The organism is Oryzomicrobium sp. (assembly GCF_036820405.1).
Lineage (GTDB): Bacteria > Pseudomonadota > Gammaproteobacteria > Burkholderiales > Rhodocyclaceae > Oryzomicrobium.
Genome location: NZ_DAISLS010000002.1, coordinates 320,339 through 346,816 on the forward strand (window position 1 = coordinate 320,339; position 26,478 = coordinate 346,816).

Genomic DNA, 26,478 nt, shown 5'->3' on the forward strand with positions numbered 1-26,478 from the left:
CATGAGCCAACTGGTTGAAGTAAAGGTCCCGGACATCGGTGACTTCAAGGACGTGCCCGTCATCGAGGTGTTCGTCAAACCCGGCGATACGATCAAGGCCGAGGACGCCCTGGTCAGCCTGGAATCCGACAAGGCCACCATGGACGTGCCCTCCTCGGCCGCCGGCGTGGTCAAGGAGGTCAAGGTCAAGGTCGGCGACAAGGTCAGCGAAGGCAGCCTGATCCTGGTGCTGGAAGCCAGCGCTGCCGTGGCGGCGCCTGCGCCGACGGCGGCAGCACCGGCCCCGGTGCCCGCCGCCCCGGCCGCTCCCGCAGCCGCCCCCCAGGCCGCCGGCGCCTACAGCGGCCCGGTGGACGTGGAGTGCGACATGCTGGTGCTGGGCGCCGGCCCGGGGGGCTATTCCGCCGCCTTCCGCGCCGCCGACCTGGGGCAAAAGACCGTCATCGTCGAGCGCTACGCCACCCTGGGCGGCGTCTGCCTCAACGTCGGCTGCATCCCCTCCAAGGCCCTGCTGCACGTCACCGCGGTGATGGACGAGACCGCCCATTTCGCCGACCTGGGCGTGACCTACGCGGCGCCCCAGGTGGACATCGACAAGCTGCGCGCCCACAAGGCCAAGGTGGTGGGCAAGCTCACCGGCGGCCTGGCCGGCATGGCCAAGGCGCGTAAGGTGGACGTGGTACGCGGCTACGGCAGCTTCATCGACGCCCACCACGTGGAAGTGGAAGTCACCGACGGCGCCGGCCAGGACAAGACCGGCGCCAAGCAGGTGTTGCGCTTCAAGCAGTGCATCATCGCCGCCGGCAGCGCCGCGGTGCACCTGCCCTTCATCCCCCGCGACCCGCGCATCGTCGATTCCACCGGTGCCCTGGAACTGCGTTTCGTGCCCGAGAAGATGCTGGTCATCGGCGGCGGCATCATCGGCCTGGAAATGGCCACGGTCTATTCCACCCTGGGCGCCCGCGTCGATGTGGTGGAAATGCTCGACGGCCTGATGCAGGGCCCGGACCGGGACGCGGTCAAGGTCTGGGAAAAGCAGAACCTGCACCGCTTCGACCAGGTCATGCTCAAGACCAAGACCGTGGCGGTGGACGCCAAGGACGACGGCCTGTGGGTGACCTTCGAGGGCGACAAGGCCCCCGCCGGGCCGCAGCGCTACGACCTGATTCTGCAAGCCGCCGGGCGCAGCCCCAACGGCAAGAAGATCGGAGCAGAAAAGGCCGGCGTGATCGTCGGCGAGCGCGGCTTCATCCCGGTAGATGCCCAGATGCGCACCAACGTGCCGCACATCTTCGCCATCGGCGACATCGTCGGCAACCCGATGCTGGCCCACAAGGCCGTGCATGAAGCCCACGTGGCCGCCGAGGCCGCCGCCGGTCAGAAGGTCGCCTTCGACGCCCAGGTCATCCCCGGGGTGGCCTACACCCACCCGGAAGTGGCCTGGGTCGGCGTCGGTGAGGACGAGGCCAAGCAGGCCGGGCGCAAGGTCGAAGTGGCCAAGTTCCCCTGGGCCGCCTCCGGCCGGGCCATCGCCAACGGCGCCGACTACGGCTTCACCAAGCTGGTGTTCGACGCCGAGTCGCACCGGGTGATCGGCGGCACCATCGTCGGCCCCTCCGCCGGCGACATGATCGGCGAGGTGGCCCTGGCCATCGAGATGGGCTGCGACGCGGTGGATATCGGCAAGACCATCCACCCGCACCCGACCCTGGGCGAATCCATCGGCATGGCCGCCGAAGTCGCCCACGGCTCGTGCACCGACCTGCCGCCGATGAAGAAGCGCTGACGCGCCGCGAGTCACTACGAATCGCCTCGGCAATCCCGGCAAAAAAAGCGGCGGAGCGGCACAAGCCCTCCGCCGCTTTTTTGCCAACTATTTCACGAAATGGCGAACCCGACGGAAGAGGCACGGTCATTTTCGTACCGACTTTGCAATAATCCGCCAATGTTGAAGCACTTCGTCTCCCGCCTCCGCGGCGAGCGCAGCGACCACCCGCTGGGCACCGCGGACAACCTGGCCGCCGTCATCGCCGACCTTGCTGGCAAGCGCCCCACTCACGCGCTGATGGCCCTGCGCGGCTGGCTGGCCGACGCCGCCCCCCTGGTCGGGCAACTGCCCCGGGACGCCTGCCAGCGCGCCATCCTGCGCTTGGACGAGGCGGCCCAGCCCTGGCTCGCCGCCCTGTGGGACGATGCTGCCCGCCAGTTGCACACCCTGGACCCCCAGGCCGAGATCACCCTGAAGGCCCTGGAGTCCTACTACCACACCGCCGCCCGGGCCCTGGAAGTGGCCCTCAACCTGCAAGAGGCCCTGTCGCCCCAGCAGCCCAAGGCCCTGACCGTGATCCTGGCGCGCATGCTGCGCGCCCTGTCCCGGGAAAAGCTGGCGGCCCGCATCTGCTTCCAGGACCTGCCGGGCGAATGGTGGCCCGCCGCCCACGCCCTGATGGAAAAGGCCCGCGCCCTGGGCGCCCTGCACCTGCGCGAGATCCTTTACCCCGGCGACCCCGGCGACACCTCCCCCTGGCGCGAATACCGCATCGGCCTGTTCTACGAGCTGGGCCCCCTGGGCAACCTGTCGCCGCGCCAGATGATCCTGCTCGACCGCATCGTCGCCTGGGCCGAGCCCCACTTCACCCTGGCCGACACCCCGGCCGCCGGCACGCCCTGGCGCCTGCGCACCGACGGCCTGCGCGGCCCCGAGCGGATGATCGAATCCCCCACGGCGGAACAGGCCGCCGAGCCGGGCTGGCGCTACCTGGGGCCGGGCCGGGTGAGCATGCTGCTGTTCCCCCTCAAGAGCGACGTGGTGCGCCAGCAGACCGTGCCGGACTGGCTGTCCATCCCGCCCGAGAACGACAGGGAGGCGGCGGCCCTGCTGCAACGCCTGATGCAGCACTGGTCCCAGACCCCGCCCAAGCGCCGCCACGCCCGCAAGGACGCTCAGAGCGCCCTGCGGGTGGTGCCCGGTTTCGACCTGGCGCGCCGCATGGTGGCCGCCGGCGAATACGCCCGTTCCGGCCGCCAGCTCGAATACGCTGCTGCCAGCCAGCAGGCCATGCGCCAGGCCTTCGCCCTGCCCACCCCCACCGGCGAGACGCTGACGCCCGAGGAGGTCCTGGCCAGCCTGGAAACCGCCGGCGACCGGCAGATGATGGAACGCTGGGAACTGCGCGACATCAGCATGTCGGGCCTGGGCGCCCGCCCCCCGGTGAAGCGCCAGTGGCAGGCCATCGGCGCCCTGGTGGGCCTTCGCACCGACCAGTCCCTGCATTGGCGGCTGGCCCTCATCCGCCGCCTGACCCGCAGCCACGGCCGCTACAACGCCGGCCTAGCTCTCCTACCCGGAGAGCCCCGCTGCGCCCTGCTCGAAGCCATCAAGCGCCCCGACGACCCCTGGGCGGCCGAGACCGGCGGGCTGCGCGGCACGGTGGACGCTCTGCTGGTGGACGACAAGGCCGGTCACCTGCTCGCCCCCCTGGGCACCTTCGGCCCCGGCGGACTGCGCTACACCCTGGTTTCCGGCGGTACCCGCCAGCCGGTGGTTCTCCAGCACCTGCTGGAGAACGGCCCGGACTACGAACTGATCGCCTACACCGTCGGCGCCGAGGGCAGCGATCCCGCCGCCCCGGCCACCTCCGCGGCGTAGGGCTGCGGCCCGTCGCCCGCGCTGACGGCGCGTAGCACCGCCTCGAAATCCCCCACCACCTGTTCCCAGGCGCAGGCCAGGGCCCGCTCCCGGGCAGCCCGGCCGAGCCGGGGCCGGCCCGCGTCGTCCAGGGCCAGCGCCACGGCGGCGGCGGCGAAGGCGTCCTCATCCCCCGGGCTGACCGTCAGCCCCTGCACCCCGTCGGCAATCAGCTCGGCGGCGGCGGCGCTGCGGTAGGCCACGGTCGGCACGCCGCTGGCCAGGGCTTCCAGGGTTACGTTGCCGAAGGTCTCGGTCAGGCTGGGGAAGAGGAACAGGTCGCCGGAGGCATAGTGGGCCGCCAGGTCCTCGCCGATGCGCACCCCGGCGAAGCGGTGTTCGGGATGGCGTTCCTCCAGGCCGCGCCGCAGCGGCCCGTCCCCCACCAGCACCAGCCGGGCGTCGGGCCGCCGGGCGCGGATGGCGGCGAAGGCCTTGAGGGTCAGGGGCAGGTTCTTTTCCGCCGCCAGCCGCCCCACCGACAGCACCGCCAGCCCGCCCTCGCCCACGCCCCAGGCGGCGCGCAGCCCATCGTCGCGGCGCGCCGGGTCGAACAGGGCAGTATCCACGCCGCGCCCCACCACTTTCACCCCGGGGATGCCCTCCCCGGCCAGGTCCGCCGCCAGGGCCATGGTCGGCGCCAGGGTGGCCCGGGTGCGGCGGTGGAAGGTGCGCAGGTAGGCGGCCACCGCCGGGCGCAGAAAGCCCATGCCGTAGTGGACGCTGTAGCGGTCGAAGTTGGTGTGGAACCCCGAGGTGGCGGGAATGCCCAGACGCCGCGCCGCCCCCAGGGCAGACCAGCCCAGGGGCCCCTCGGTCACCAGGTGCACCACGTCGGGCCGCTCGTGGCGCCATTCCCGCAGCAGGCGGGACTTGGCCGGCAGGCCGAAGCGCAGCCCCGGATAGCCGGGCAGGGGCAGCCCGGCCACGGTGCGGTCCGCCGGGGCGCTAGCGCCCCCGGCCCCGACATCCCCGTCGCCGGGCTGGCGCGGGCGGATCACCGTGACCAGGTGGCCCCGCGCGCGCAGGCCTTGCACCAGCCGCCCCACCGTCATGGCCACCCCGTTCACTTCCGGAGGATAGGTTTCGGTCACCACCGCCACTTTCAGGGGCGGGACCGGGACGGCGGATGCGTTCATGGCATGACCTCCTACGGGGTTGCACTCAACGGGGAAAGGAAGGGGCCGCGGAAGGAGCAGAGCGGCCCCTCCGCATCACAACAGCACGCAGCCCCACACCAGGGCCACGTTGATCAGCGCGATCAGCACCGCCGCGCTGCCGATGTCCTTGGCCCGCTTGGCCAGCCGGTGGTGCTCCAGGGAGACTCGGTCCACCGCCGCCTCCACCGCCGAGTTGAGCAGTTCCACCACCAGCACCAGCAAGATGCTGCCCACCATCAGGGCCCGCTCCACCCCGGCGACGGGCAGGAAGAAGGCCAGGGGCACCAGCACCAGGGCCAGCCAGACTTCCTGGCGGAAGGCGTCCTCGCAGGCGTAGGCGGCGCGCAGGCCGGCCAGGGAATAGTTGAGGGCATTCCAGACCCGGGTCAGGCCGGTCTTGCCCTTGAAGGGGCTTTCGTCGTGGGGAGCGTTCATGGGCAAAAGGGGTCAGCCCCGGGCCTCTGGCCGGGGGATCAGGAGGGCGGGACGGGGATCGACGGCACAGCGGGCGTGATAACGCTCGGCCAAGCGGGCGGCCAGGGCCTGGTCGGACCAGCCGGCGGCGCTGCCCCGGGCTTCCCGCTCCAGGCGGAGGCGGGCGTGGGGATCCTGGTGCAGGCCGCCCAGCAGGTCGGCCAGGTGCAGGGCGAAATCGGCCACCTCGGCCCGGGGCACCACGCAGCCCGGCATGGGGCAGCCGTCGCGGTCGAGCAGGATGTCGCGAGTGCCCATCTCGGCCAGGGCCACCACCGGCAGCCCGGCGGCCAGGGCTTCGAGCAGCACCAGCCCCTGGGTCTCGGTGTGGGAAGCGAAGGCGAAGACGTCCGCCGCCGCGTAGCAGTCGGGCAGGGCCCGCTCCCGCTCCAGGTAGCCGAGGAAGCGCACCGAGTCGCCCAGGCCCAGGCTGGCGGCATGGCGTTCCAGGGCCGGGCGGGCCGGGCCCTCGCCGGTAACCAGCAGCAGCAGGTCGGGCAGGTGGCGGCGCGCCAGGGCGTGGGCTTCGAGCAAAAAGGCGATGTTCTTCTCGAAGGCCACCCGGCCGACGAAGAGGGCCACGGGCCGGGCCGGCGCAATGCCGTGGGCCAGGCGGAAGCGCTGCCGCGCCGCGGCCCGGGCCCCGGTGTCGGTGCAGTCGAAGCGGGCCATGGGGATGCCGGTGGGCAGCACGGTGAGGGGCGTCGTCACACCGTAGTCCGACAGGCGCTCGGCCATGGCCCGGCTGGGTACCACCACTTCGTCCACCCCATTGCACTGGTGGCGCGACAGGCGCCTGGCCAAGCCGCGCAGCAGGGCGCCGGGGAGGAAGGGGGCGTAGTGGTGCAGGTATTCCTCGAAGAAGGTGTGATAGGTGGCAAGCACCGGCACGCCCCGCCGCCGAGCCTCGGCCACCCCGGCGTAGTGGGCCAGGAACGGGGTCTGGACGTGGATCAGGTCGGCCCCCTCGGCGGCCTCGGCCACGGTGCGGCCCAGCTTGCGCCAGGCCATCAGCCGGTCCTCCGGGTCCCGGGGCACCGGCCGGCCCGGGACGCGCCACAAGGCATCGTCGGCGTCGTCGGAGGCACCGTAGGCGGGCGCCACCAGGCGCACCGTCACCCCCAGGTCGGCCAGGGTACGGCGAAAGGTTTCGATGGAGGTGGAAACGCCGTTGATACGCGGGAAATAAACGTCGGAAACCATCAGCACCGTCAGGGGGCGAGACAACGACGGCGGCGACGCGGGATGGAGCGTCATGGGCATCAGGAGGCGCCCTCCGGGGAAGAAGGATAGAGAGGATGGGGGCTTCCGCCGTTGCCGACCTCGGACTCGCCACGCAGGGCGGCCGGTGCAGGCAGGGGCAAGGGCGCTTCGGGCGCCGGCAGGGCGGCGGGGGCGTCGGCGTCGTGCAGGAACGGCGAGCCCCAGGACACCAATTCCAGGCGGCCGTCGAAGTGCTCGACGATGGCGGTGCACGAGTCGACCCAGTCGCCGCAATTGACGTAGGTGAGGCCGTCCACCTGCTTGATGGCCGCCCAGTGGATGTGGCCGCAGATCACCCCGTCCATGCCCCGGGCCCGGGCATGGCGGATCACCGCGTCCTCGAAGTCGAAGATGAACTGCAGGGCACTCTTCACCTTGCGCTTGGCGTAGCCGGCCAGAGACCAGTAGCCCGGCCGGCCGAGGCGCCGGCGCACCCAGGAGAGCCAGCCGTTGAGGCGCACCAGGGCGTTGTAGGCCACGTCGCCGACCACCGCCACCCAACGGTGGTAGCGGGTCACCTGGTCGAACTCGTCGCCGTGCACCAGCAGAAAGCGGCGTCCATCGGCAGTTTCGTGGACCCACTCGGACTCGACCCGGATGTCGCCGAAAGCCACGCCCACGTATTCGCGCAGGGCCTCGTCGTGGTTGCCGGGGACGAACACCACCTGCTCGCCGTGGCGGGCCCGGCGCAGAATCTTCTGCACCACCGTGTTCTGGGCCGCCGACCAGGCGATCGAGCGCCCCATGGCCCAGAAATCGATGATGTCGCCGACCAGATAGAGATGGTCGGCGGGGGTTTCCTTGAGAAAGTCGAGGAGCCGTTCCGCCTGGCACGCCCGGGTGCCCAGGTGGACGTCGGAGATGAAGATCGAACGCACCTTTGCCATGCCGCTAGGGTGGGCCCGGCGCATGACCGGGCCGTGGCACTGCCGTGACAGCGCCGTGACACCCCGATTTCCCTTCCGGGCAGTCGCCAGCCTCCGCCACCGCCCCGTAGAATGGCGCTTTTGCCCCACAGGAGATTTCCCCATGAACCAGGACGAACTGAAACGCGCCGTTGGTCAGGCCGCCGCCGACTACGTGGTGGCCCACGCTCCCCAAGGCGCGGTGCTGGGCGTGGGGACCGGCTCCACCGCCAACTGTTTCATCGACGCCATCGCCCCGTTCAAGGAGCGCTTCCGCGGCGCCGTGTCCAGCTCCGAAGCCTCCACCGACCGGCTGCGCAGCCATGGCTTCGCCATCCTCGACCTGAACGACGTAAGCGAGATTCCCGTCTACGTGGACGGCGCCGACGAGGTGAACGACCGCCTGCATATGGTCAAGGGCGGCGGCGGCGCCCTGACCCGGGAGAAGATCGTGGCCGCAGTGGCCGACACCTTCGTCTGCATCGCCGACGCCTCCAAACTGGTGCCGACCCTGGGCGCCTTCCCCCTGCCGGTGGAGGTGATCCCCATGGCCTGCGCCCACGTGGCCCGGGAACTGGCCAAGCTGGGCGGCGACCCGCACCTGCGCAAGGGTTTTATCACCGACAACGGCAACCTGATCCTGGATGTGCGCGGCCTGTCCATCGACGATCCGGTGGCCCTGGAGGCCCACATCAACCAGATCGTCGGTGTGGTGTGCAACGGCCTGTTTGCCGCCCGGGGCGCCGATCTGTTGCTGCTCGGCACCCCCGACGGGGTGCGGCAGTTGCACCCGAAATCCTGAGGCCGGACGGCCGCGCCGGCCGCCCAATCCGCCACCGCAACATTTCTGTCATATTGGAATGCTAGGTTCCACGTTTTGATCGGCCCCGCCCGCAACGCCGGACGGGGCTTTTTTCAGACAAGAGAGACCCCATGCTCGAACACACCTCCAAGCAATTCGATCTGGAACTGGAAAGCCTGCGCACCCGGGTGCTGCAAATGGGCGGACTGGTTGAACAGCAATTCCGTCTGGCCATGGAAGGCCTCTACTCCGGCGAAATCGCCGACCTGGAGCGGGTCATCGTCGGCGACGCCCGGGTCAATCAGCTGGAGGTCGAACTGGACGAGGCCTGCACCCAGGTGATCGCCAAGCGCCAGCCCACCGCCATCGACCTGCGCATGATCACCACCGTGATCAAGACCATCGCCGACCTGGAGCGCATCGGCGGCAAGGCCCAGAAGATCGCCAAGCTCGGCGTCCGTCTGTACGACCAGCACGCCTCCTTCGCCCCGGAAGTGGAGCTGCGCCACACCGCCGACCTGGCCCTGACCATGCTGCGCGCCGCCCTGGACGCCTTCGCCCGCCTCGACGCCGCCGCCGCCGCCGACGTGGTCTACAAGGACGAGCAGGTGGACATGGAACACAACGCCATCACCCGCCAGCTCATCACCTTCATGATGGAAGACCCCCGCACCATCTCCCAATCCCTCGACATCATGGCCATCGCCAAGGCGGTGGAGCGGGTCGGCGACCACGCCAAGAACATCGCCGAATACGTGATCTACATGGTCAAGGGCCGCAACGTGCGCCACGTTCCGCCCGAAGAACTGGACCGGGAAATCAACGAGCATTGAGCGGCACCCAACATCGTTCTTTTTCGGCGCAAACCCGCCACAGGCAAGGGTTTGCGCCGGGCCGCCAGGCGCCCCATCCCGCTAGCATCGTTCCCTCCCCGGCGCAATACCCAGCACGCAAATATTTCTCCGGCAAATCGCTTGCAAATGCTGGCGCAGAGCGGTTTTCCGGGCTATGCTTGCGCCACTCGGAGTCTCAAAGCAGCCGTAGAACGCTCCTCTGGAGCGACCTGCGGAGGCTTGTATAAACTTGTCGGGCCTGACGGACTTTCGCGGTTAGCCTGACGGCCCGGGATCATTACTTGTCCTGAATCGGACTTCCTATCTCACGAAGGAGATGTTTGCATGAACAAGAACGAACTGATCGATGCCATCGCCCAGGAAGCGGACGTCACCAAGGCTGCCGCCGGCCGCGTTCTCGACGCCCTGACCTCCACCGTGGTGAAGGCCGTCGCCAGCGGCGACTCCGTCACCCTGGTCGGCTTCGGCAGCTTCAAGTCCAGCACCCGCGCTGCCCGCGAAGGCAAGAACCCGAAGACCGGCGAAAAGATCAAGATTCCGGCCGCCACCGTGCCGAAGTTCTCCGCCGGCGCCGGCTTCAAGGAAGCCGTGAACAAGCCCGCCAAGAAGAAGTAAGCGACGCTTGCACTGTTCCGGGCGCCTGCGCCCGGACGCAAAAAAGCCGCACGGCCTGCGCCCTGCGGCTTTTTTGTTGCCCGTCGCTTGTTCCCGCGTCGCTTGTTCCCGCGTCGCTTGCTCCCGTTATCGCGGCTCGCCATTTCCTACAGCGCCGCCGCCTCCGGGATTGCCGTGAAGCCGCCGTCGCGCCAAGGCGCCAGCGGCTCCGCCGAGACTCGTCGGGGGTGTGGGCGCGCCGTTCAGCCCTGGGGCGGAACGTAGCCCTGCACCTGGTCGGCCCCTTCGCCGAAGAAGTGCTTTTCCACCTGCTCTTGCAGGTACTTGCGGTGCCGGGCGTCGGCCAGGTTGAGGCGGTTCTCGTTGATGATCATCGTTTGCAGCTTGATCCACTGCTGCCACGCCTCCTTGGAGACGTTGAGCCACAGCTTCTTGCCCAGTTCGCCGGGCATGGGGGGAAAGTCGAGCCCTTCGGCCTCGCGGCCGAGCTTGATGCAGTTGACGGTACGTGCCATGAAAATCCTCCGCGGATGGAATGCCGCGTTGCCGCGGGCCGTAATAGTTGAGTATTAATCTCGGGTATCGATTATAGCGGCGCCGCACCGCCTCCGGGCCTTGATCCGGGGCAGAACGGCAGCACCCGAAGGAGCGGGCCAGCGCGATAAGGCCGGCCCGGCGTTCCGGTCAGGCCGCGTCCAGCGCCTTAACCATGACCTTGGAGCGACGCTGGAAGTTGTACATCAGCCGCTTTTCGTCCGGCAGCTCGTCCACCGAGGCCGCCGAGAAGCCCCGTTCGAGGAACCAGTGGGAGGTGCGGGTGGTGAGCACGAACAGGCGGGAGACGCCGGCCACCCGGGCCTGCTGTTCGATGTGGTTCATCAGCCGCTCGCCGTAGCCCCAGCGCCGGTGGTCCGGGCTGACCGCCAGGCAGGCCAGCTCGGCCATGCCGTTGCCGAAGGGGTAGAGAGCGGCGCAGCCGACGATCACCCCGTCGTGCTCGATCACCGAGAAGCGCCCGATTTCGCGCTCGAACAGTTCCCGGGGGCGGGGCACCAGGGTGCCGTCGTTCTCCAGGGGCTCGATGATCGACAGCAGGCCGCCGATGTCGTCGGGCTTGGCGCCGCGCAGCACATCCAGGGATTCCCGGGTGATCACTGTGCCCACCCCATCGTGGGTGAACAGTTCCTGGAGCAGCGCCCCGTCCTCGGCGTAGCCGATGATGTGCACCCGCTTCACCCCGCGCCGGCTGGCGCGCACGGCACAGGGCAGATAGCGCTTGAGGTCGGGCGAGAGCCAGTCCCCCACCCGCATCAACTGCTCGGCGGCGTCCGCCGTCAGTTCGTCGAGCAGCTTGCCTTCGGCGTCGGTGGCGCCCTGGCTGTCGGTCAGGTAGAGCAGCTTGTCGGCCCCCACCGCCACCGCCACCGCCTCGGCCACGTCTTCCATGCCCAGGTTGAAGATCTCGCCGGTGGGCGAGGCGCCGATGTTGGAGAGCAGGACGATGTTGCCCAGCCCGAGCTGGGCGCGGATGCCCTCGCCGTCGATCTTGCGCACGGCGCCGGTGTATTGCAGGTCCACCCCGTCCACCACCCCCACCGGGCGGGCGGTGATGAAGTTGCCGCCGACCACCCGGATGGTGCTGCCGGCCATCGGCGTGTTGGGCAGGCCCTGGGAGAGCAGGGCCTCGATTTCCAGGTAGACGCTGCCCACCGCGTCGATGACGCAATCCAGGGTGGGTGCGTCGGTGATGCGGAAACTGCCGTGGTAGCGCGGCTCGATGCCCTTCTCGTGCAGTTCCTCGTCGATCTGGGGCCGGGCGCCGTGCACCAGCACCAGGCGTACACCCAGGCTGGCCAGCAGGTTCATGTCGTAGGCGAAGGTCTTGGCCAGGGGCCCGGAGATAGCCTTGCCGCCGAAGCCGATGACGAAGGTCTTGCCGCGGAAGCCATTGACGTAGGGCGCCACCGAGCGGAACCAGGCGACGAAGTTTTCGGAGTGCTGGGACGGCAGGGACTTCGGAAGGTCGGACGAGCCGGACATGGGGGCCTCGCGGTCATGAAGAGCGGGTGGGCGGCGGCGCGCAGAAGGTACGCCGCAGCGCAGCAATCAAGGCGCGATTCTAGCGCCAAACCCGGCCGCCACGCAGGCCGACGCAGCCCCGCCCCGTGGCGATCTCATCATCGTCCCATCCGCGCCCCCGGCATCCGGCAGCGGCGGCGGATGGACTCAGACCGCCTCCCCGTCCAGGGCCGCTTCCAGCTGCCGGACTACCGTCTTCAGCACCTTGATGCGGGCGAAGTACTTGTCCTCGGCCTCCACCAGAGTCCAGGGTGCCACCTCGGTGGAGGTGCGGTCCACCATCTGGCACACGGCGGTCTCGTAGTCGCTCCACTTCTCCCGGTTACGCCAGTCCTCGTCGGTGATCTTGAAGCGCTTGAAGCGGGTTTCCTCCCGCTCCTTGAAGCGGCGGTACTGCTCGTCCTTGGAAATGGCCAGCCAGAACTTCACCACCACCGCGCCATGGCGCACCAACTGGTCCTCGAAATCGTTGATCTCGCTGTAGGCGCGCATCCAGTCGGCCTCGCTGCAAAAGCGCTCGACCCGCTCCACCAGCACCCGGCCGTACCAGGAACGGTCAAAGACAGTGACCCGGCCATGGCCCGGCACGTGGCGCCAGAAGCGCCACAGGTAGGGCTGGTCCCGCTCTTCCTCAGAAGGGACGCCGATCGGCACCACCCGGTAGCTGCGGGCATCCAGGGCACCGGTGACGCGGCGGATGGCGCCGCCCTTGCCGGCGGCATCGTTGCCCTCGAACACCAGCACCAGGGAACGCTTGGCGAAGCGCTCGTCGCGCACCAGCTGGTTGAGCCGCCCCTGCCAGCGGGCCAGCTCGCTGGCGTAGGACTTTTTCTTGCTGAGGCGCTGCTCCAGGTCCAGGGCGGACAGCACGTTCACGCCCGTGCCGGCCACGGGCTGGAAGGGAGCCGCGGCGATGCGCTGGGTGGCGTCCGGCATGGCCAGGCGACGGTGAATCGCCGAGGCCAGGATGCGCCCCACGGACAGGGCACGGTAGCGCGGATCGAAACCGTCCACCACCACCCAGGGGGCGTAGGCGGTGCTGGTGCGGCGCAGCACGTACTCGGCCATGCGGTGGTAGCGCTCGTAATTCTCGAAGCGCCACCAGTCCTGGTCGGTGATGCGCCAGGCGGTCTTGGGGTCCTTGGAGAGAGTCTTGAGGCGCCGCTCCTGCTCGTCCCGGGAGAGGTGGAACCAGAGCTTGAGGATCAGGGCGCCTTCGTCCGCGAGCATCTTCTCGAAGCGCAGGATGCGCTCCAGGTGGTGGGCGGCGGCGGCCCGCTTCATGTCCTTGCGCACCCAGCCGGTGATCGGCTCGGCGTACCAGTTGCCGAAGAACACGCCCACCCGCCCCTTGCCCGGCAGGGCTCGCCAGTAGCGCCACATGGGCGGGCGCTGGCGTTCCTCGTCGCTGGGATCGCCGAAACCCTCGGTGCGGATGTGGCGCGGGTCCATCCAGGCGTTGAGCAGGTTCACCGTCTCGCCCTTGCCCGCCCCGTCCAGCCCGTTGACCAGGATCAGCACCGGAAAGCGCCGGGCGGCCAGCAGGTCGTACTGCAGGTCGAGCAGGTCGGCGCGCAGCTGGGGCACCTCGGCATCGTAGGTGGCCTTGTCGACGCGCTGGCCCAGTTCGGCGGATTCGAACATCGCAACCTCCCAAGGATGGCCGGGGTCCGGGTCGGGCCCGGCCCCGTTTCATGTCATCGTTCCCGCCCGGCGGCGAGGCGCACCCGGCCAACGTCCGGCGCATCGGCCGGCCCCGGCGGAGCCTGGCCCAGCTTAGCCGAAATCAGCGGAAATCAGGCAACCGGCAGAAACCGGCGATCAGCAAAAATCACCGCGCACCGCGTGCAGGGCGGCCAGGGCCGTCAGGGCCGCGGTCTCGGTGCGCAGCACCCGGGGGCCCAGGCGCAGGCCGATGAAGCCGGCGGCCCGGGCGGCGGTCTCCTCTTCCGGGTCCAGGCCGCCCTCGGCTCCCACCAGCAGGTCGATGCGGCTGCCCGGGGGCAATTGGTTCAGGGTTATACCCCCCTCCGGATCAAGCAGCAGACGCAGGCGTTCGCCACTCTCCTCCCCGCCCAGGGCCTGGGCCAGAGGCATGATGGGCGCCACCTCGGGCACCCGCGTGCGGCCGCACTGCTCGCAGGCGGACACCGCCACCCCCTGCCAGTGGGCGACCCGCTTGGCCGCCCGCTCGCCGGACAGGCGCAGCACGCTGCGCCGGCTGTCCACCGGGACGATGCGCCCCACCCCCAGCTCCACCGCCTTCTGCACCGTGTAATCCATCTTGTCGCCAGACTGGAGGGCCTGGTAGAGGGTCACGTCCAGGCGCGATTCCCGGTCGGCGCCGGTGGCCTCGCCCACGGCGACCCGGGCGTCGCGCTTGCCGATCTCGCTCAACACCGCGGCGAACTCCCGGCCGGCGCCGTCGAACAGCAACAGGCCGTCGCCCACGGCCAGGCGCAGCACCCGTACGGCGTGATGGGCCGCCTCGGCGGGCAGGTCGAAGGTGGCGCCGGCAACGAGCCGGCCCTCGGGATCGGGGCAGTGGAATCGGGGAAGGGCCATGGGTGCTATTATCCCTTGAACCGGCGCCGTCCCCTACCCGCACCGGGTCCAGGCCCGCCGGGCCCCTTCTCTCAGGTACCGCATCATGGCCGCCTTGAATCCCCCCCTCTGCGATTTCGGCTGGAAAGCCCCCGATTTCGACCTGCCCGGCACCGACGGGCGTCGCCACAGCCTGGAGGCCCTGCGCGGCCCCAAGGGGCTGGTGGTGGTCTTCATCTGCAACCATTGCCCCTTCGTCCAGGCCGTGGTCGACCGCCTGGTGCGCGACGCCCGGGATCTGGCGGCCAAGGGCATCGGCTTCGCCGCCATTTCCAGCAACGACGTGGCCGCCTACCCGGAGGACGGTTTTGCCGAAATGGGCGAGTTCGCCCGTCGCCACGGTTTTTCCTTCCCCTACCTGTACGACGAGGACCAGTCGGTGGCCCGGGCCTACGGCGCCGTGTGCACCCCGGACTTCTTCGGCTTCAACGCCGACCTGGAACTTCAGTACCGGGGCCGGCTCGACGACACCGGCCGGAACACGCCCCGGCCCGACGCCCGGCGCGAGCTGTACGAGGCCATGACCCTGGTGGCCGACACCGGCCGGGGCCCGGCCGATCAGGTGGCCTCCATCGGCTGCTCGCTGAAATGGAAGGCCTGATGCCGCTCCCCCACCCCGCCCCCCTTGCACGGAGCCAGGCCGATGCGTGACGCCGCCACGTTGAAGGTCATGCTCGACGCCACCATCGACCTGGTGCGCCAAGTGTCGCGCCAGGAAATCATGCCCCGCTTCCTGCGCGTGGAGCAGCAGCAGAAGGCCGACGGCACCCTGTTCTCGGAAGCCGACCTGGCCGCCCAGCACTTCCTCTACCGGGAACTGCGCCGGGTGGCCGACTGCCCGGTGGTGGGCGAGGAGATGGGCGAGGACGAGCAGGCCCGCGCCTGGGCCGCCGGCCGGGACGGGCTGTGGTGCCTCGACCCCATCGACGGCACCACCAACTTCATCAACGGCATCCCCATGTTCGCCGTGTCGGTGGCCTTCTTCGAAGGCGGCACGCCGCGGCTGGCGGTGACCTATTCGCCGATCACCGACGAGATGTTCTACGCCCGGGAAGGCAACGGCGCCTACCTCAACGGCCAGCGCCTGCCCCTGCGCCCGGTGGCGGACAGCCTGGAGCGGGCCGTGGCCGGGGTCGATTTCAAGCGCATCCCCAAGGCCCTGGCCGACCGGCTGGCCTGCGATCCGCCCTTCTACTCCCAGCGCAACTTCGGCTGCTCGACCCTGGAATGGTGCTTCGTCGCCGCCGGCCGGCTGGACGTGTACCTGCACGGCGGCCAGATGCTGTGGGACTACTGCGCCGGCAGCCTGATCCTCAAGGAAGCGGGCGGGGTGATGGCCACCCTGGACCAGACCGAGTTCAACGCCGCTCCGGTGTGGAAGCGCCCGGTGATGGCCGCCCTCAACCCCCGGGTGTTCGCCGCCTGGCAGGAGTGGATCCGGGGCTGACCCGCAGCCCGGCCTCCTGCCCCCCTGGCGCAACCCCGCGCCAGGCAACGATCTTCACGACCCCATCCCGGAAAGCCAAGCGGGGCGCGGCGTTCCACGGCACCTGCCGCGAACGCCGCGCCCCGCTTGGGGTTTGGGCCTACGCCTGAAATCGGTCAGGCCATCGCTCAGACCAGCATCGGCTCCCCGGCCGGCGACCAGGCGCCGTGCAGGATCTGGGGTTCGGGCCGGCCGATGTAGTAGCCCTGGGCCAGGTCCACGCCCATGCGCCGCAGCTCTTCCAGCACCTCGGCACTCTCGACGAACTCCGCCACCACCTGGATGCCCAGTTCCTGGGCCAGAGACTGCATGCTCTGGACGAAGGCCCGGTCCCGCGGGCTTTGCAGGATGTTCATGACGAAGTCCCCCTCCACCTTCAGGTAGTCCACCGGGAAGTGGCGCAGGTAGTGGAAGGAGGAGAAGCCCGAACCGAAGTCGTCAATGGCCAGCTTGAAGCCGTCGAACTTCAGGTCGTTGAGGAAGCGCTGCACCAGGCTCAGGTTCTTCACCGTGTCGCGCTCGGTGATCTCGAACACGATGCGCGACGGGTCCACCCCGGAATCGGCCACCACGCGGCGCACCGACTTGGCGAATTCGTTGAGCACCAGGGCCCGGGGCGACAGGTTGAGGAACATCAGGCCGTCGTGGCCGGCGTCGCGCAGACGGCCCAGGGCCTCCTCGATGATCAGGCAGTCGAGGCGGTGAATCACCCCCATCTTCTCGGCGATCTCGACGAACTCGTCGGCGCGCAGGATGCGTCCTTCCAGCGGCATCCGGCACAGCACCTCGTAGGCCGCCACGGTATTGCTGCGCACGTCCAGGATCGGCTGGAAGTGGGGCACCAGCTTGCGCTCCTCAATAGCGTTGAGGATCAGCACGCTCTTGTTGGAGATGTCGCGGAACACCTCCACCACGTCGTCGCTGGAGGGGATCGCCACCCGCTCCTTACCCTCGGCCTTGGCCCGGTACATCATGTTGTCGGCGAACAGGAACAGGTCCTTGGCCTCGGTGGCGTGCTCGGGGAAGACCGCCATGCCGATCGAGGCGGTGGCACGGATCGGCGTCCCGTCCGGGCCGTCCAGGGTCATGTCGCGCACCGCATGGAGGATGCGGTGGGCCACTTCCGAGACCTGGGGCAGCTCGGCCTCGGGCAGGATCACCACGAATTCGTCGCCGCCGTAGCGGGCGAAGATGTCGCCACCGCGCAGCACGCCATGGACGGTGCGGGCGAAGAGCTGCAAGAAGCGGTCGCCGGTGGCGTGGTCGTAGTGGTCGTTGACCAGCTTGAAGTTGTCCAGGTCGATCAGCAGCACGCCGAAGGAGCAATCGTGGCGCTTGGCCCGGTCGATCTCGTAGCCGAGCAGCTCCCAGAACACCCGCTGGTTGAACAGGTCGGTGAGGGGGTCCCGGGTGGCGTAGTACTCCAGGTCCCGGGTGTATTTGTAGATGGCCTTCACCGAGCCCACCACGTTGAGCAGGGTGGACAGCACCGAGTCGAGCACCAGGTGGCGAGTCTCGTCCTCCAGCTCGTTGGCGTGGACGCCCACGCCAACGATGCCGCCGATCTTGGGGGTGTCGACGAAGAACGACTTAACGTGCAAGGCCAGGGTTTCCTCGTCCAGTTCCACTTCCGACGCGTCGGCCTCGGCCACGTGGTGGTTGATGTTGAAGTGGGTGTAGGCGGAGAAGCGCGGGTGGCGTTCCAGGATGTCGCGGATGTGCCGCTCCACCTGGGCCCGGGCCCCGGCGTTGGGCGGGTTGAACCAGAAGATTTCCAGGTCGAACAACTCGTCGTCGATCTGGAACAGGGAGAACAGCAGGTGGGCGGGCATCACCTTGTTGATGTCGCGCACCAGATGGTTCACGTACTCGTGCCAGTCGCGGATGATTTCCGAGGTGATGACGAATTTTTCCAGGAGGCCGATCTCGAAGGTCAGCATGTCCTTGTCCACCGCCACGGCGCGCAGGCGCTTCACCAGTTCCTCGACGGCGCCGAGAATGCGGTGGATCTCCTCGAAGCCGGACTCTTCCCGAGGGAATTCCAGCTTGCGCAGGTCGGCCACCGCGTTCACCTCGGCCACCCGGGCCTCGACCCCGTCCAAGGCCCGGCCGACCCGGCGGTTGACCAGGAACACGCCGAGCAGGGTGAGGAAGGCCGCCGGCAGCAGCCACCAGGCGGTCTGAGCGAGGAAGCCGCCGCGCAGACCGGTCAGGGCCGGGGTCAGGTCCTGGCGCACCTCGATCACCCCCAGGGTGTCACCCACCGTGGCGTTGTGGTGGCAGCCCAGGCATTTTTCCTCGGCCTGGAGCGGGTAGAGCAGGCGGATGTTCTCGTCCTTGACCCGGTGGAAGGAGTGGCCGCTGAGCAGCACCTGCTCCAGCTCGGCATCCAGGGCGGGCTGCTCGATGGGTCCGTACAGAGCCTCGACCCGGGGGCCCCGGTAGATCTGCACCATGCCCCCCTGGCCGGCGTTGGCCTCCCGGGTGCGGGCGACAAAGCGCTCGGCCTGGGCCCGGCTCCACCCGGTGGACATCAGTTCGTACATGGCCACGAAGGTGGTGCGGGCGGTAGCCTCCGCCGATTCCCGGGCCTGGGTGGTCACCGCCACGTCGAAGGCGCGGGACACGGCCAGGTAGCTACCGGCGAAAAGGACCGATCCGGTGAGGATCGAACCTGCGAGGATGAAGGTTCTGATTTTCATGTTCGTATGGGCTCCCTCGGCCCGGCGTCCCGGGCCCGGCGGCTCCCGGAGCCGCCTTTCTGCCATTTATTTACCGCTGGCATATTACCGTAGCCACCTGCTTCACCGCAGGAGATATTTGCCCTTCCGGACCGCGCCGGACCACGGCTGCGGACCTTATTGCGCAGCGCAGCAGCGGGCGGGGCATCGCGGTACAATCCGGCGCAGATTGTCGTCATCGCAGTTTCAGTTTCCGGAGTTTTCCATGCGCCGCATCACCCTCACCCGCTTCCTGATCGAAGCCCAGCGCCAGCAAGGCGCCCAGAACAACGACCTGCGCCTGCTCATCGAGGTCGTGGCCCGGGCCTGCAAGGCCATTTCCGTGGCCATCGGCAAGGGCAGCCTGGGCGGTGTGCTCGGCGAGGCCGGCAGCGACAACGTGCAGGGCGAGGCGCAGAAGAAGCTCGACGTGATCTCCAACGAAATCCTGCTCGAAGCCAACGAGTGGGGCGGCCACCTGGCCGGCATGGCCTCCGAAGAAATGGAGCTGCCCCACGCCATCCCCAGCCACTACCCCCGCGGCGAATACCTGCTGCTGTTCGATCCCCTGGACGGCTCGTCCAACATCGACGTGAACATCTCGGTGGGCACCATCTTCTCGGTACTCAAGTGCGCCGACAGCAGCTGCGACCTGCACGACCACGACTTCATGCAGAAGGGCACCCGGCAGGTGGCCGCCGGCTACACCGTCTACGGCCCCTCCACCCTGCTGGTGCTGACCCTGGGCAACGGGGTGCATTGCTTCACCCTGGACCGGGAGCTGGGCTCCTTCGTACTCACCAGGGAAAACCTGTCGATCCCTGCCGACACCCGGGAATTCGCCATCAACATGTCCAACCAGCGCTTCTGGGAAAAACCCATGCAGCGCTACGTGAACGAACTGGTGGCCGGCAAGGAAGGCCCCCGCGGCACCGACTTCAACATGCGCTGGGTGGCCTCCATGGTGGCCGACGTGCATCGCATCCTGACCCGGGGCGGCATCTTCATGTACCCCCTGGACAGCAAGACCGTGGCCCAGGGCGGCAAGCTGCGCCTGATGTACGAGGCCAACCCGATGGCCTTCATCGTCGAGCAGGCCGGCGGCGCCGCCACCACCGGCCGGGAGCGTATCCTCGACCTGGAACCCACCGGCCTGCACCAGCGCGTGCCGGTGGTGCTTGGCTCGAAGAACGAGGTGGAGCGGGTCACCCGCTACCATCAAGAAGGCAGCGAAGGCTGATCGTCCCGGAGGCTCCGCCATGTCGGTCAAGCACCCCATCATCGCCGTCACCGGGTCCTCGGGCTCGGGCACGACCACGGTCCGCCAGACTTTCGAGCGCATCTTCTGGCGCGAGAACGTCAAGGCCGTGCTGATCGACGGGGACAGCTACCACCGCTACATCCGGGCCGACATGCACAAGAAGGTGCAGGAGGCGGAGGCATCCGGCCACCGTCCTCCGTCCCACTTCGGGCCGGACGCCAACCTGCTGCCGGAACTGGAAATCCTCTTCCGCGACTACGCCGCCAGCGGTACCGGCCGGATGCGCCACTACGTGCATGACGAGGCCGATTCGCTCAAATGGGGCCAGCCCCTCGGCACCTTCACCGCCTGGGAGGACATCCCGGCGGGCACCGATCTGCTGTTCTACGAGGGCCTGCACGGCGGCGTGGTCACCGACACGGTAAACACGGCCCAGTACCCGGACCTGCTGATGGGGGTGGTGCCCACCATCAACCTGGAGTGGATCCAGAAGATTCACCGTGACACCCGCACCCGGGGCTATTCGCTGGAGGCGGTGACCCACACCATCCTGCGCCGCATGCACGACTACGTGCACACCATCACCCCCCAGTTCTCGCGCACCCACATCAACTTCCAGCGGGTGCCGGTGGTGGACACCTCCAATCCCTTCATCGCCCGGGACATCCCCAGCCAGGACGAGAGCTTCGTGGTGATCCGCTTCGCCAACCCGCGCGGCGTGGACTTCCCCTACCTGCTCAACATGATCGCCGACAGCTTCATGAGCCGGCCCAACACCATCGTCGTGCCCGGCGGCAAAATGAACCTGGCCATGGAACTGATCCTGACCCCCTTCGTCTGGCGCCTGATGGAGCGCCGCCACGGCGCCGGCTGACCCTCCCGGGCCCGGCGGCGCCCCGCGCCGCTCTTGCCGCACTGCAAAATCTGTTCAACCCCCCTGTTTTGGCGGATAATTTCGGTTTTTGCTGATCTTGGCCGCCGCCGTGTCTTCTACCGCTTCCACCGCGTCTTCCGCACCCTCCGCATCCACCCAATTCCTGCTTTCCCCCCTGACCGGCGCCATCCGCGCCCTGGCCATGGATGCGGTGCAAAAAGCCAACTCCGGCCACCCGGGCATGCCCATGGGCATGGCCGAAATCGCCGAAGTCCTGTGGCGCCGCCACCTGAAGCACAACCCGGCCAATCCGCAATGGCCCGACCGTGACCGCTTCGTGCTGTCCAACGGTCACGGCTCCATGCTGCTCTACAGCCTGCTGCACCTGACCGGCTACGACGTCACCATCGACGACCTGAAGAACTTCCGCCAGCTGAATAGCCGCACCCCGGGCCACCCCGAAGTGGGCTACACCCCGGGCGTGGAAACCACCACCGGCCCCCTGGGCCAGGGCATCACCAACGCCGTGGGCCTGGCCCTGGCGGAAAAAATCCTGGCCGCCGAATTCAACAAGCCCGGCCACGCCGTGGTCGACCACCACACCTACACCTTCCTCGGCGACGGCTGCCTGATGGAAGGCGTCTCCCACGAAGCCTGCTCCCTGGCCGGCACCCTGGGCCTGGGCAAGCTGATCGCCTTCTACGACGACAACGGCATCTCCATCGACGGCCACATCGAAGGCTGGTTCACCGACGACACCCCGAAGCGCTTCGAAGCCTACGGTTGGCAGGTGATCCCCAACGTGGACGGCCATGACAGCGCCGCCATCGAGGCCGCCCTGCTCAAGGCCCAGGCCGAAACCGGCAAGCCCACCCTGATCTGCTGCAAGACCAAGATCGGCATGGGCTCCCCCAACAAGGCCGACAGCCACGACGTGCACGGCTCCCCCCTGGGCGACGCCGAAATCGCTGCCACCCGCGCCGCCATCGGCTGGAACCACGCCCCCTTCGAAATCCCCGCCGACGTGTACGCGGCCTGGGACGGCAAGGCCAAGGGCGCCGAGGCCGAAGCCGCCTGGGATGCCCGCTTCGCCGCCTACACCGCCGCCTTCCCCACGGAAGCTGCCGAATTCATGCGCCGCATGAAGGGCGAGTTGCCGGCCAACTGGTCCCAGGTGGTGGACGCCTACATCGCCGACACCGCCGCCAAGGCCGAAAACATCGCTACCCGCAAGGCCAGCCAGAACGCCATCGCCGCCCTGGTGCCCAACCTGCCGGAAGTGGTGGGCGGCTCCGCCGACCTGGCCGGTTCCAACCTGACCCTGTGGAAGGGCGCCAAGGGCGTCACCGCCAAGGACGGTGGCAACTACGTCTATTACGGCGTGCGCGAGTTCGGCATGACCGCCATCGCCAACGGCCTGGCCCTGCACGGCGGGCTGATCCCCTACACCGCCACCTTCCTGGTGTTCTCCGACTACGCCCGCAACGCCATCCGCATGGCAGCGCTGATGAAGCAGCGCCAGATCATGGTCTATACCCATGATTCCATCGGCCTGGGCGAGGACGGCCCGACCCACCAGCCGGTGGAGCACGTGCCGTCCCTGCGCCTGATCCCCAACCTGGACGTGTGGCGTCCCGCCGATTCCACCGAAACCGCCGTGGCCTGGGCCTCCGCCATCGAGCGCAACGACGGCCCCTCGGTGCTGGCCCTGTCGCGCCAGAACCTGCCCAACGTCACCGCCGGCATCACCGCCGAGGCCATCCGCCGTGGCGGCTATGTGCTCGCCGACGCCCAGGGCGGCGCCCAGGTGACCCTGATCGCCACCGGCTCCGAAATCAAACTGGCCCTGGACGCCCAGAAGGCCCTGGCTAACGAAGGCATCGCCGCCCGGGTCGTCTCCATGCCCTGCGTCGAAGCCTTCGAGCGCCAGGACGCGGCCTACCGCAAGCAAGTGCTGGGCAATGCCCGCTGCGTCGCCATCGAAGCCGCCCACTCCGGCCTGTGGCACAAGTACGTGGGCCGCGACGGCGCCGTGGTCGGCATCGACCACTTCGGCGAATCGGCCCCCGCCGGCAAGCTGTTCGAACTCTTCGGTTTCACCGTCGCCAACGTGGTGAAGACCGTCAAGGAAGTGCTGCAATAAGGGAGGAGCGCGGCCCGCAAGACCGCGCCAACAGGTTTTTTAGATAGAGGAGAGAAGTACATGGCTATCAAAGTTGCCATCAACGGTTTCGGTCGCATCGGCCGCTGCACCCTGCGCGCGATCTACGAGCAGGGCTTGCAGAACGAGTTCGACGTGGTTGCCATCAACGCCTCCGGCGATCTGGCCACCAACGCCCACCTGCTGAAGTACGACACCACCCATGGCCGCTTTGGCACCTCTGTCGAGACCGAGGGCGAAGACTGCATCGTCATCGACGGCAAGAAGATCCCCTTCTACTCCACCAAGGACCCCAAGGGCGTGGACTGGGCCAAGCACGGCGTCGACGTGCTGCTCGAATGCACCGGCGCCTACACCTCCAAGGCCAAGGCCGTGGCCCTGCTGGACCAGGGTGCCAAGCGCGTGCTGATCTCAGCCCCGGGCGGCGACGACGTGGACGCCACCGTGGTGATGGGCGTCAACGAATCCGTGCTCAACGCCGCCATGACCGTGGTTTCCAACGCCTCCTGCACCACCAACTGCCTGGCCCCCGTGGCCAAGGTGCTGGCCGAGAGCGTCGGCATCAAGCAAGCCCTGATGACCACCGTTCACGCCTACACCAACGACCAGGTGACCGTGGACGTGCGCCACAAGGACCTGCGCCGCGCCCGCGCCGCCGCCGCCAACATCATCCCCACCAAGACCGGCGCCGCCAAGGCCGTTGGCCTGGTGCTGCCCCAGCTGGCCGGCAAGTTCGACGGCTTCTCCCTGCGCGTGCCGACCATCAACGTCTCCCTGGTGGACCTGACCTTCACCGCCGAACGCGCCACCACCAAGGAAGAGATCAACGAGCTGATGACCGCCGCCGCCAAGGGCCCCCTCAAGGGCATCCTGGCGGTGAACAACGAGCCGCTGGTGTCCTCCGACTTCAACCACACCACCGTCTCCTCCACCTTCGACGCCACCCAGACCCGGGTCATCAAGGGCGAAGACGGCTCCGTGCTGGTCAAGGTGCTGGCCTGGTACGACAACGAGTGGGGCTACTCCTGCCGCATGCTCGACGCCGCCCGCGCCTGGATGGCCGCCAAGTAAGCGACCGCAGCCGCGCGCTTAAGGCAAAGAAAACCGCCGGTTCCCGCAAGGGGCCGGCGGTTTTTCATTGCCTGTCGTTAAGGAGCATCCAGGGGCGACAGCATGCTCCACCTCTCCTTTTCAACACTTGGGCACAAAGAATGGAGCAGGGTATGGCCGACTTGGCGATACCGGCGGGCAGCACCTCCACCCTCATGACCGTTGCAGATTCTATTCGCCCCCATGACGCCTGTACTCCTCGTCACTCAACGGTGCGTAGAAAGAAGCAAACCCTCTTTGCATGAAGCCCGAATACCGCACCAGCACAGCAGCCACCTCGGTAGCCCCCATCTCCATAGGATGTGTACTGCCATGGAAAAAGGCGAATCGGCAAAGCACTGAATGGCTTCCCTTCAATTCGCAAACTCGATGTCCATGCAGCCCCTCCCGAAGCAGCCCCAACAGCTGGGGTAATGGATATGGGGTTCCTTTATCCAACGCCAAAAACCCATTTGACATGGAGACAACGCCAATAGGATGATGGAAATTACAAACCATTATGCACACAACCGGGGCTCCATCACGTTATGTGCCTAACCGCCTCCAAGTTTCACCAGGTCGCAAAAGGATGCAAAAAATGCTTACCCCCGTCGACAAAGCTCGTACAAACAGGCTCCCATCTACCACAAACACGGCCATTCAAAAGATGGGCGGCGGCGCCCCCATCAATACGGTTTGCATTGACAATCGACCTGAAGCCGTCGTGCAACAAAAACTGCAAGGAATAGCAAGCAGCGGCCCACAAGCAGCGCAATCAAGAACCTTCCCGGAAATAGCCAATAATAGTCAGCAGGCAAAAAAGGCATTCGAATGGCAGGCCATCGCCGACGCCCATCACCCGGAGCCGCACAGCCTAATAAGAAATAAAAAAAATAGCACCGACCCTTCAGATAACTTAAAAACAGAAATTGACGCCCCATCCAGCCATTCAACGAACCATACAATGGCACATTACAACCTCCTCCAACCAGCCCAACTGAACGCATCAACCATACAAAAAGCCTCGTCAAAGAAAAAACAAAAGCCCAAGCACAAACCAAAGACTAAAAAAACGCCCAGCCCCAAAAAACAAACAATGACCGTGAGGAATAAAATAAATTCCTACACCTCCGGATTAATAAACAGCCTATCCCTACCAACTGGGGTTGAAAAAGGCCCCAGGGCAGAAGCACAAAAAGTACAGAGTTTTTTTGGGGGCAGCTGGGTAGGAGGGCACATGGTCAATGATCAACTAGGCGGCAGTGGAAATTTTAAAAACATTGTCCCAATTACCTCTTCAATGAATGGACTACACAGGTCCATGGAGAATAAAGCAAACAACTTCCTTAGCGCCGGCCACGGCGCCAGCATTGAGTACAAAATGCAAATCCTGAAAAGAGCGACGGTAACAAACGGAGTAAAGACCGTCAAAAACCTGCCAATTGAATTCAAACAGACACTTGACGTCCACCCCTCATCCGCCCCCATGTACACCATCACAGGAAAAAACCTTCAAGAAAGCTCCCCGGGCAATGGAAAAATAAAGCCATAAAAACCAAATACATTTCACCGGATGACCTTTTTCACAATCCATTCGCAACCTCTAGGAAAATCACGCATTGAACATCCCACGCATATTCAACATTACGGAAAGCACACACCGCATCCACAACCCATTCACCCCCGATAAGTTCGCTACGCTAGGTGCTGCGCTGCGCCTTTCGGCAGCAGCGCGGGTGCTTGATCTGGGCTGCGGTTCGGGTGAGATGCTATGCACTTGGGCACGCGACCACGGCATTGTCGGTACCGGCATAGACATGAGTCCGTTGTTCACCGCACAAGCGAAACAGCGTGCTGAAGAACTTGGCGTTGCCCATCAAGTCGAGTTTATTCATGGCGACGCAGCGGGTTATGTCTCGAACGAGAAAGTTGATGTGGCAGCTTGTGTCGGCGCCACCTGGATTGGCGGAGGCGTCGCTGGCACCATCTCGCTTCTGACGCAAAGCCTGCGCACCGGCGGAATCATCCTGATCGGCGAGCCTTATTGGCGACAAATGCCGCCAACGGAAGAGATTGCCAAAGGATGTCTCGCCAACGCCATTTCTGACTTTCTTCCGCTTTCCGAATTGATCGCATCCTTCGGTCGCCTTGGCCACGATGTCGTTGAGATGGTTCTTGCCAATCAGGACGGTTGGGATAGGTACGAAGCGGCCAAGTGGCTCACCATGCGCCGATGGCTCGAAACCAATCCAGACGATGAATTGGCAGAAGAGGTTCGCGCTAAACTGACCACGGAGCCTGAACGCCATGCGGCCTACACTCGCGAATACTTAGGCTGGGGCGTGTTCGCGCTCATGCCCCGATTCGGTCTCAAACAGGCTTAGCGATTTGGGCTGCAGCCGGTTTCGCTGACACCTTGTTAAGGTGGAAGATGAAACGGGAG

At 67.0% G+C, this 26,478-nt stretch carries 22 protein-coding genes; 13 read left to right on the plus strand and 9 right to left on the minus strand.

Annotation, left to right across the window (positions count from 1 at the left end):
* Window position 1: 1 nt before the first annotated feature.
* Window positions 2-1,786, plus strand: a complete 1,785-nt coding sequence (gene lpdA, locus V7Z98_RS02955) for a dihydrolipoyl dehydrogenase (RefSeq protein WP_334156932.1) — start codon at window positions 2-4, stop codon at window positions 1,784-1,786.
* 159 nt (window positions 1,787-1,945) lie between these two features.
* On the plus strand, window positions 1,946-3,649 hold the full coding sequence (locus tag V7Z98_RS02960) for a hypothetical protein (RefSeq protein WP_334156933.1): 1,704 nt from the start codon (window positions 1,946-1,948) through the stop codon (window positions 3,647-3,649).
* On the opposite strand, the gene V7Z98_RS02965 is transcribed toward V7Z98_RS02960, so the two are convergent.
* The 4 genes from V7Z98_RS02965 to V7Z98_RS02980 form a co-directional block, all read right to left on the minus strand.
* Window positions 3,592-4,827, minus strand: a complete 1,236-nt coding sequence (locus V7Z98_RS02965; protein ID WP_334156934.1) for a glycosyltransferase family 4 protein — start codon at window positions 4,825-4,827, stop codon at window positions 3,592-3,594. The two genes, V7Z98_RS02960 and V7Z98_RS02965, sit on opposite strands and share 58 nt — an antisense overlap.
* A gap of 75 nt (window positions 4,828-4,902) precedes the next feature.
* Window positions 4,903-5,283: a diacylglycerol kinase gene (locus V7Z98_RS02970; protein ID WP_293266383.1), complete on the minus strand. Its 381-nt coding sequence runs from the start codon at window positions 5,281-5,283 to the stop codon at window positions 4,903-4,905.
* Between the two features lie 12 nt (window positions 5,284-5,295).
* The gene (locus V7Z98_RS02975) at window positions 5,296-6,579 is read right to left on the minus strand and encodes a glycosyltransferase (protein WP_334156935.1); all 1,284 of its coding nucleotides are present in this window, start codon (window positions 6,577-6,579) and stop codon (window positions 5,296-5,298) included.
* Between the two features lie 5 nt (window positions 6,580-6,584).
* The gene (locus tag V7Z98_RS02980; RefSeq protein ID WP_334156936.1) at window positions 6,585-7,472 is read right to left on the minus strand and encodes a UDP-2,3-diacylglucosamine diphosphatase; all 888 of its coding nucleotides are present in this window, start codon (window positions 7,470-7,472) and stop codon (window positions 6,585-6,587) included.
* A gap of 142 nt (window positions 7,473-7,614) precedes the next feature.
* Between V7Z98_RS02980 and rpiA the strand changes: the two genes are divergently transcribed.
* From rpiA to V7Z98_RS02995, 3 genes are all read left to right on the plus strand, one after another.
* A complete protein-coding gene (gene rpiA, locus V7Z98_RS02985; RefSeq protein WP_293266389.1) occupies window positions 7,615-8,292 on the plus strand; it encodes a ribose-5-phosphate isomerase RpiA in 678 nt (225 codons plus the stop codon).
* Window positions 8,293-8,423: 131 nt separating this feature from the next.
* Window positions 8,424-9,125: a phosphate signaling complex protein PhoU gene (gene phoU / locus V7Z98_RS02990; protein WP_293266391.1), complete on the plus strand. Its 702-nt coding sequence runs from the start codon at window positions 8,424-8,426 to the stop codon at window positions 9,123-9,125.
* A gap of 345 nt (window positions 9,126-9,470) precedes the next feature.
* On the plus strand, window positions 9,471-9,761 hold the full coding sequence (locus tag V7Z98_RS02995; protein ID WP_293266393.1) for an HU family DNA-binding protein: 291 nt from the start codon (window positions 9,471-9,473) through the stop codon (window positions 9,759-9,761).
* A 242-nt stretch (window positions 9,762-10,003) separates the two neighbouring features.
* On the opposite strand, the gene V7Z98_RS03000 is transcribed toward V7Z98_RS02995, so the two are convergent.
* From V7Z98_RS03000 to V7Z98_RS03015, 4 genes are all read right to left on the minus strand, one after another.
* On the minus strand, window positions 10,004-10,276 hold the full coding sequence (locus V7Z98_RS03000) for an oxidative damage protection protein (RefSeq protein WP_293266395.1): 273 nt from the start codon (window positions 10,274-10,276) through the stop codon (window positions 10,004-10,006).
* Between the two features lie 169 nt (window positions 10,277-10,445).
* A complete protein-coding gene (gene argA, locus V7Z98_RS03005; RefSeq protein WP_293266397.1) occupies window positions 10,446-11,801 on the minus strand; it encodes an amino-acid N-acetyltransferase in 1,356 nt (451 codons plus the stop codon).
* A 186-nt stretch (window positions 11,802-11,987) separates the two neighbouring features.
* Window positions 11,988-13,484 (minus strand): polyphosphate:AMP phosphotransferase, encoded by a 1,497-nt coding sequence (gene pap / locus V7Z98_RS03010; protein WP_334156937.1) that lies wholly within the window; start codon window positions 13,482-13,484, stop codon window positions 11,988-11,990.
* 177 nt (window positions 13,485-13,661) lie between these two features.
* Window positions 13,662-14,405, minus strand: coding sequence for a 16S rRNA (uracil(1498)-N(3))-methyltransferase (locus V7Z98_RS03015; protein WP_334156938.1), 744 nt, complete (start codon window positions 14,403-14,405; stop codon window positions 13,662-13,664).
* A gap of 85 nt (window positions 14,406-14,490) precedes the next feature.
* Here V7Z98_RS03015 and V7Z98_RS03020 point away from each other — a divergent pair, with 85 nt between their 5' ends.
* Together V7Z98_RS03020 and V7Z98_RS03025 are read left to right on the plus strand one after the other, a co-directional pair.
* Window positions 14,491-15,045, plus strand: coding sequence for a thioredoxin family protein (locus tag V7Z98_RS03020; protein WP_334156939.1), 555 nt, complete (start codon window positions 14,491-14,493; stop codon window positions 15,043-15,045).
* A 42-nt stretch (window positions 15,046-15,087) separates the two neighbouring features.
* Window positions 15,088-15,891, plus strand: coding sequence for an inositol monophosphatase family protein (locus tag V7Z98_RS03025; RefSeq protein WP_293266405.1), 804 nt, complete (start codon window positions 15,088-15,090; stop codon window positions 15,889-15,891).
* A 167-nt stretch (window positions 15,892-16,058) separates the two neighbouring features.
* Here V7Z98_RS03025 and V7Z98_RS03030 read toward each other — a convergent pair whose 3' ends face one another.
* Window positions 16,059-18,632 (minus strand): putative bifunctional diguanylate cyclase/phosphodiesterase, encoded by a 2,574-nt coding sequence (locus tag V7Z98_RS03030; protein WP_293266407.1) that lies wholly within the window; start codon window positions 18,630-18,632, stop codon window positions 16,059-16,061.
* 244 nt (window positions 18,633-18,876) lie between these two features.
* Between V7Z98_RS03030 and V7Z98_RS03035 the strand changes: the two genes are divergently transcribed.
* The 6 genes from V7Z98_RS03035 (at window position 18,877) to V7Z98_RS03060 (ending at window position 26,419) form a co-directional block, all read left to right on the plus strand.
* Window positions 18,877-19,890 carry a class 1 fructose-bisphosphatase gene (locus V7Z98_RS03035; protein WP_293266409.1) on the plus strand — a complete coding sequence of 338 codons (1,014 nt, stop codon included), beginning with the start codon at window positions 18,877-18,879 and terminating at the stop codon, window positions 19,888-19,890.
* Window positions 19,891-19,909: 19 nt separating this feature from the next.
* On the plus strand, window positions 19,910-20,785 hold the full coding sequence (locus V7Z98_RS03040; RefSeq protein WP_293266411.1) for a phosphoribulokinase: 876 nt from the start codon (window positions 19,910-19,912) through the stop codon (window positions 20,783-20,785).
* A gap of 109 nt (window positions 20,786-20,894) precedes the next feature.
* Window positions 20,895-22,928 carry a transketolase gene (gene tkt / locus V7Z98_RS03045; protein WP_334156940.1) on the plus strand — a complete coding sequence of 678 codons (2,034 nt, stop codon included), beginning with the start codon at window positions 20,895-20,897 and terminating at the stop codon, window positions 22,926-22,928.
* Window positions 22,929-22,988: 60 nt separating this feature from the next.
* Window positions 22,989-24,017, plus strand: coding sequence for a type I glyceraldehyde-3-phosphate dehydrogenase (gene gap / locus V7Z98_RS03050; protein ID WP_334156941.1), 1,029 nt, complete (start codon window positions 22,989-22,991; stop codon window positions 24,015-24,017).
* A gap of 616 nt (window positions 24,018-24,633) precedes the next feature.
* Window positions 24,634-25,587: a DNA/RNA non-specific endonuclease gene (locus tag V7Z98_RS03055; protein ID WP_334156942.1), complete on the plus strand. Its 954-nt coding sequence runs from the start codon at window positions 24,634-24,636 to the stop codon at window positions 25,585-25,587.
* A gap of 67 nt (window positions 25,588-25,654) precedes the next feature.
* Complete coding sequence (locus tag V7Z98_RS03060; protein WP_334156943.1) at window positions 25,655-26,419, plus strand: SAM-dependent methyltransferase; 765 nt, start codon at window positions 25,655-25,657, stop codon at window positions 26,417-26,419.
* Window positions 26,420-26,478 lie beyond the last annotated feature (59 nt).

Coding starts and splice junctions, on each gene's coding strand:
- lpdA (WP_334156932.1), top strand. CDS start 2: ATGAGCCAACTGGTTGAAGTAAAGGTCCCGGACATCGGTGACTTCAAG.
- V7Z98_RS02960 (WP_334156933.1), top strand. CDS start 1,946: ATGTTGAAGCACTTCGTCTCCCGCCTCCGCGGCGAGCGCAGCGACCAC.
- V7Z98_RS02965 (WP_334156934.1), bottom strand. CDS start 4,827: ATGAACGCATCCGCCGTCCCGGTCCCGCCCCTGAAAGTGGCGGTGGTG.
- V7Z98_RS02970 (WP_293266383.1), bottom strand. CDS start 5,283: ATGAACGCTCCCCACGACGAAAGCCCCTTCAAGGGCAAGACCGGCCTG.
- V7Z98_RS02975 (WP_334156935.1), bottom strand. CDS start 6,579: ATGACGCTCCATCCCGCGTCGCCGCCGTCGTTGTCTCGCCCCCTGACG.
- V7Z98_RS02980 (WP_334156936.1), bottom strand. CDS start 7,472: ATGGCAAAGGTGCGTTCGATCTTCATCTCCGACGTCCACCTGGGCACC.
- rpiA (WP_293266389.1), top strand. CDS start 7,615: ATGAACCAGGACGAACTGAAACGCGCCGTTGGTCAGGCCGCCGCCGAC.
- phoU (WP_293266391.1), top strand. CDS start 8,424: ATGCTCGAACACACCTCCAAGCAATTCGATCTGGAACTGGAAAGCCTG.
- V7Z98_RS02995 (WP_293266393.1), top strand. CDS start 9,471: ATGAACAAGAACGAACTGATCGATGCCATCGCCCAGGAAGCGGACGTC.
- V7Z98_RS03000 (WP_293266395.1), bottom strand. CDS start 10,276: ATGGCACGTACCGTCAACTGCATCAAGCTCGGCCGCGAGGCCGAAGGG.
- argA (WP_293266397.1), bottom strand. CDS start 11,801: ATGTCCGGCTCGTCCGACCTTCCGAAGTCCCTGCCGTCCCAGCACTCC.
- pap (WP_334156937.1), bottom strand. CDS start 13,484: ATGTTCGAATCCGCCGAACTGGGCCAGCGCGTCGACAAGGCCACCTAC.
- V7Z98_RS03015 (WP_334156938.1), bottom strand. CDS start 14,405: ATGGCCCTTCCCCGATTCCACTGCCCCGATCCCGAGGGCCGGCTCGTT.
- V7Z98_RS03020 (WP_334156939.1), top strand. CDS start 14,491: ATGGCCGCCTTGAATCCCCCCCTCTGCGATTTCGGCTGGAAAGCCCCC.
- V7Z98_RS03025 (WP_293266405.1), top strand. CDS start 15,088: ATGCGTGACGCCGCCACGTTGAAGGTCATGCTCGACGCCACCATCGAC.
- V7Z98_RS03030 (WP_293266407.1), bottom strand. CDS start 18,632: ATGAAAATCAGAACCTTCATCCTCGCAGGTTCGATCCTCACCGGATCG.
- V7Z98_RS03035 (WP_293266409.1), top strand. CDS start 18,877: ATGCGCCGCATCACCCTCACCCGCTTCCTGATCGAAGCCCAGCGCCAG.
- V7Z98_RS03040 (WP_293266411.1), top strand. CDS start 19,910: ATGTCGGTCAAGCACCCCATCATCGCCGTCACCGGGTCCTCGGGCTCG.
- gap (WP_334156941.1), top strand. CDS start 22,989: ATGGCTATCAAAGTTGCCATCAACGGTTTCGGTCGCATCGGCCGCTGC.
- V7Z98_RS03055 (WP_334156942.1), top strand. CDS start 24,634: ATGCTTACCCCCGTCGACAAAGCTCGTACAAACAGGCTCCCATCTACC.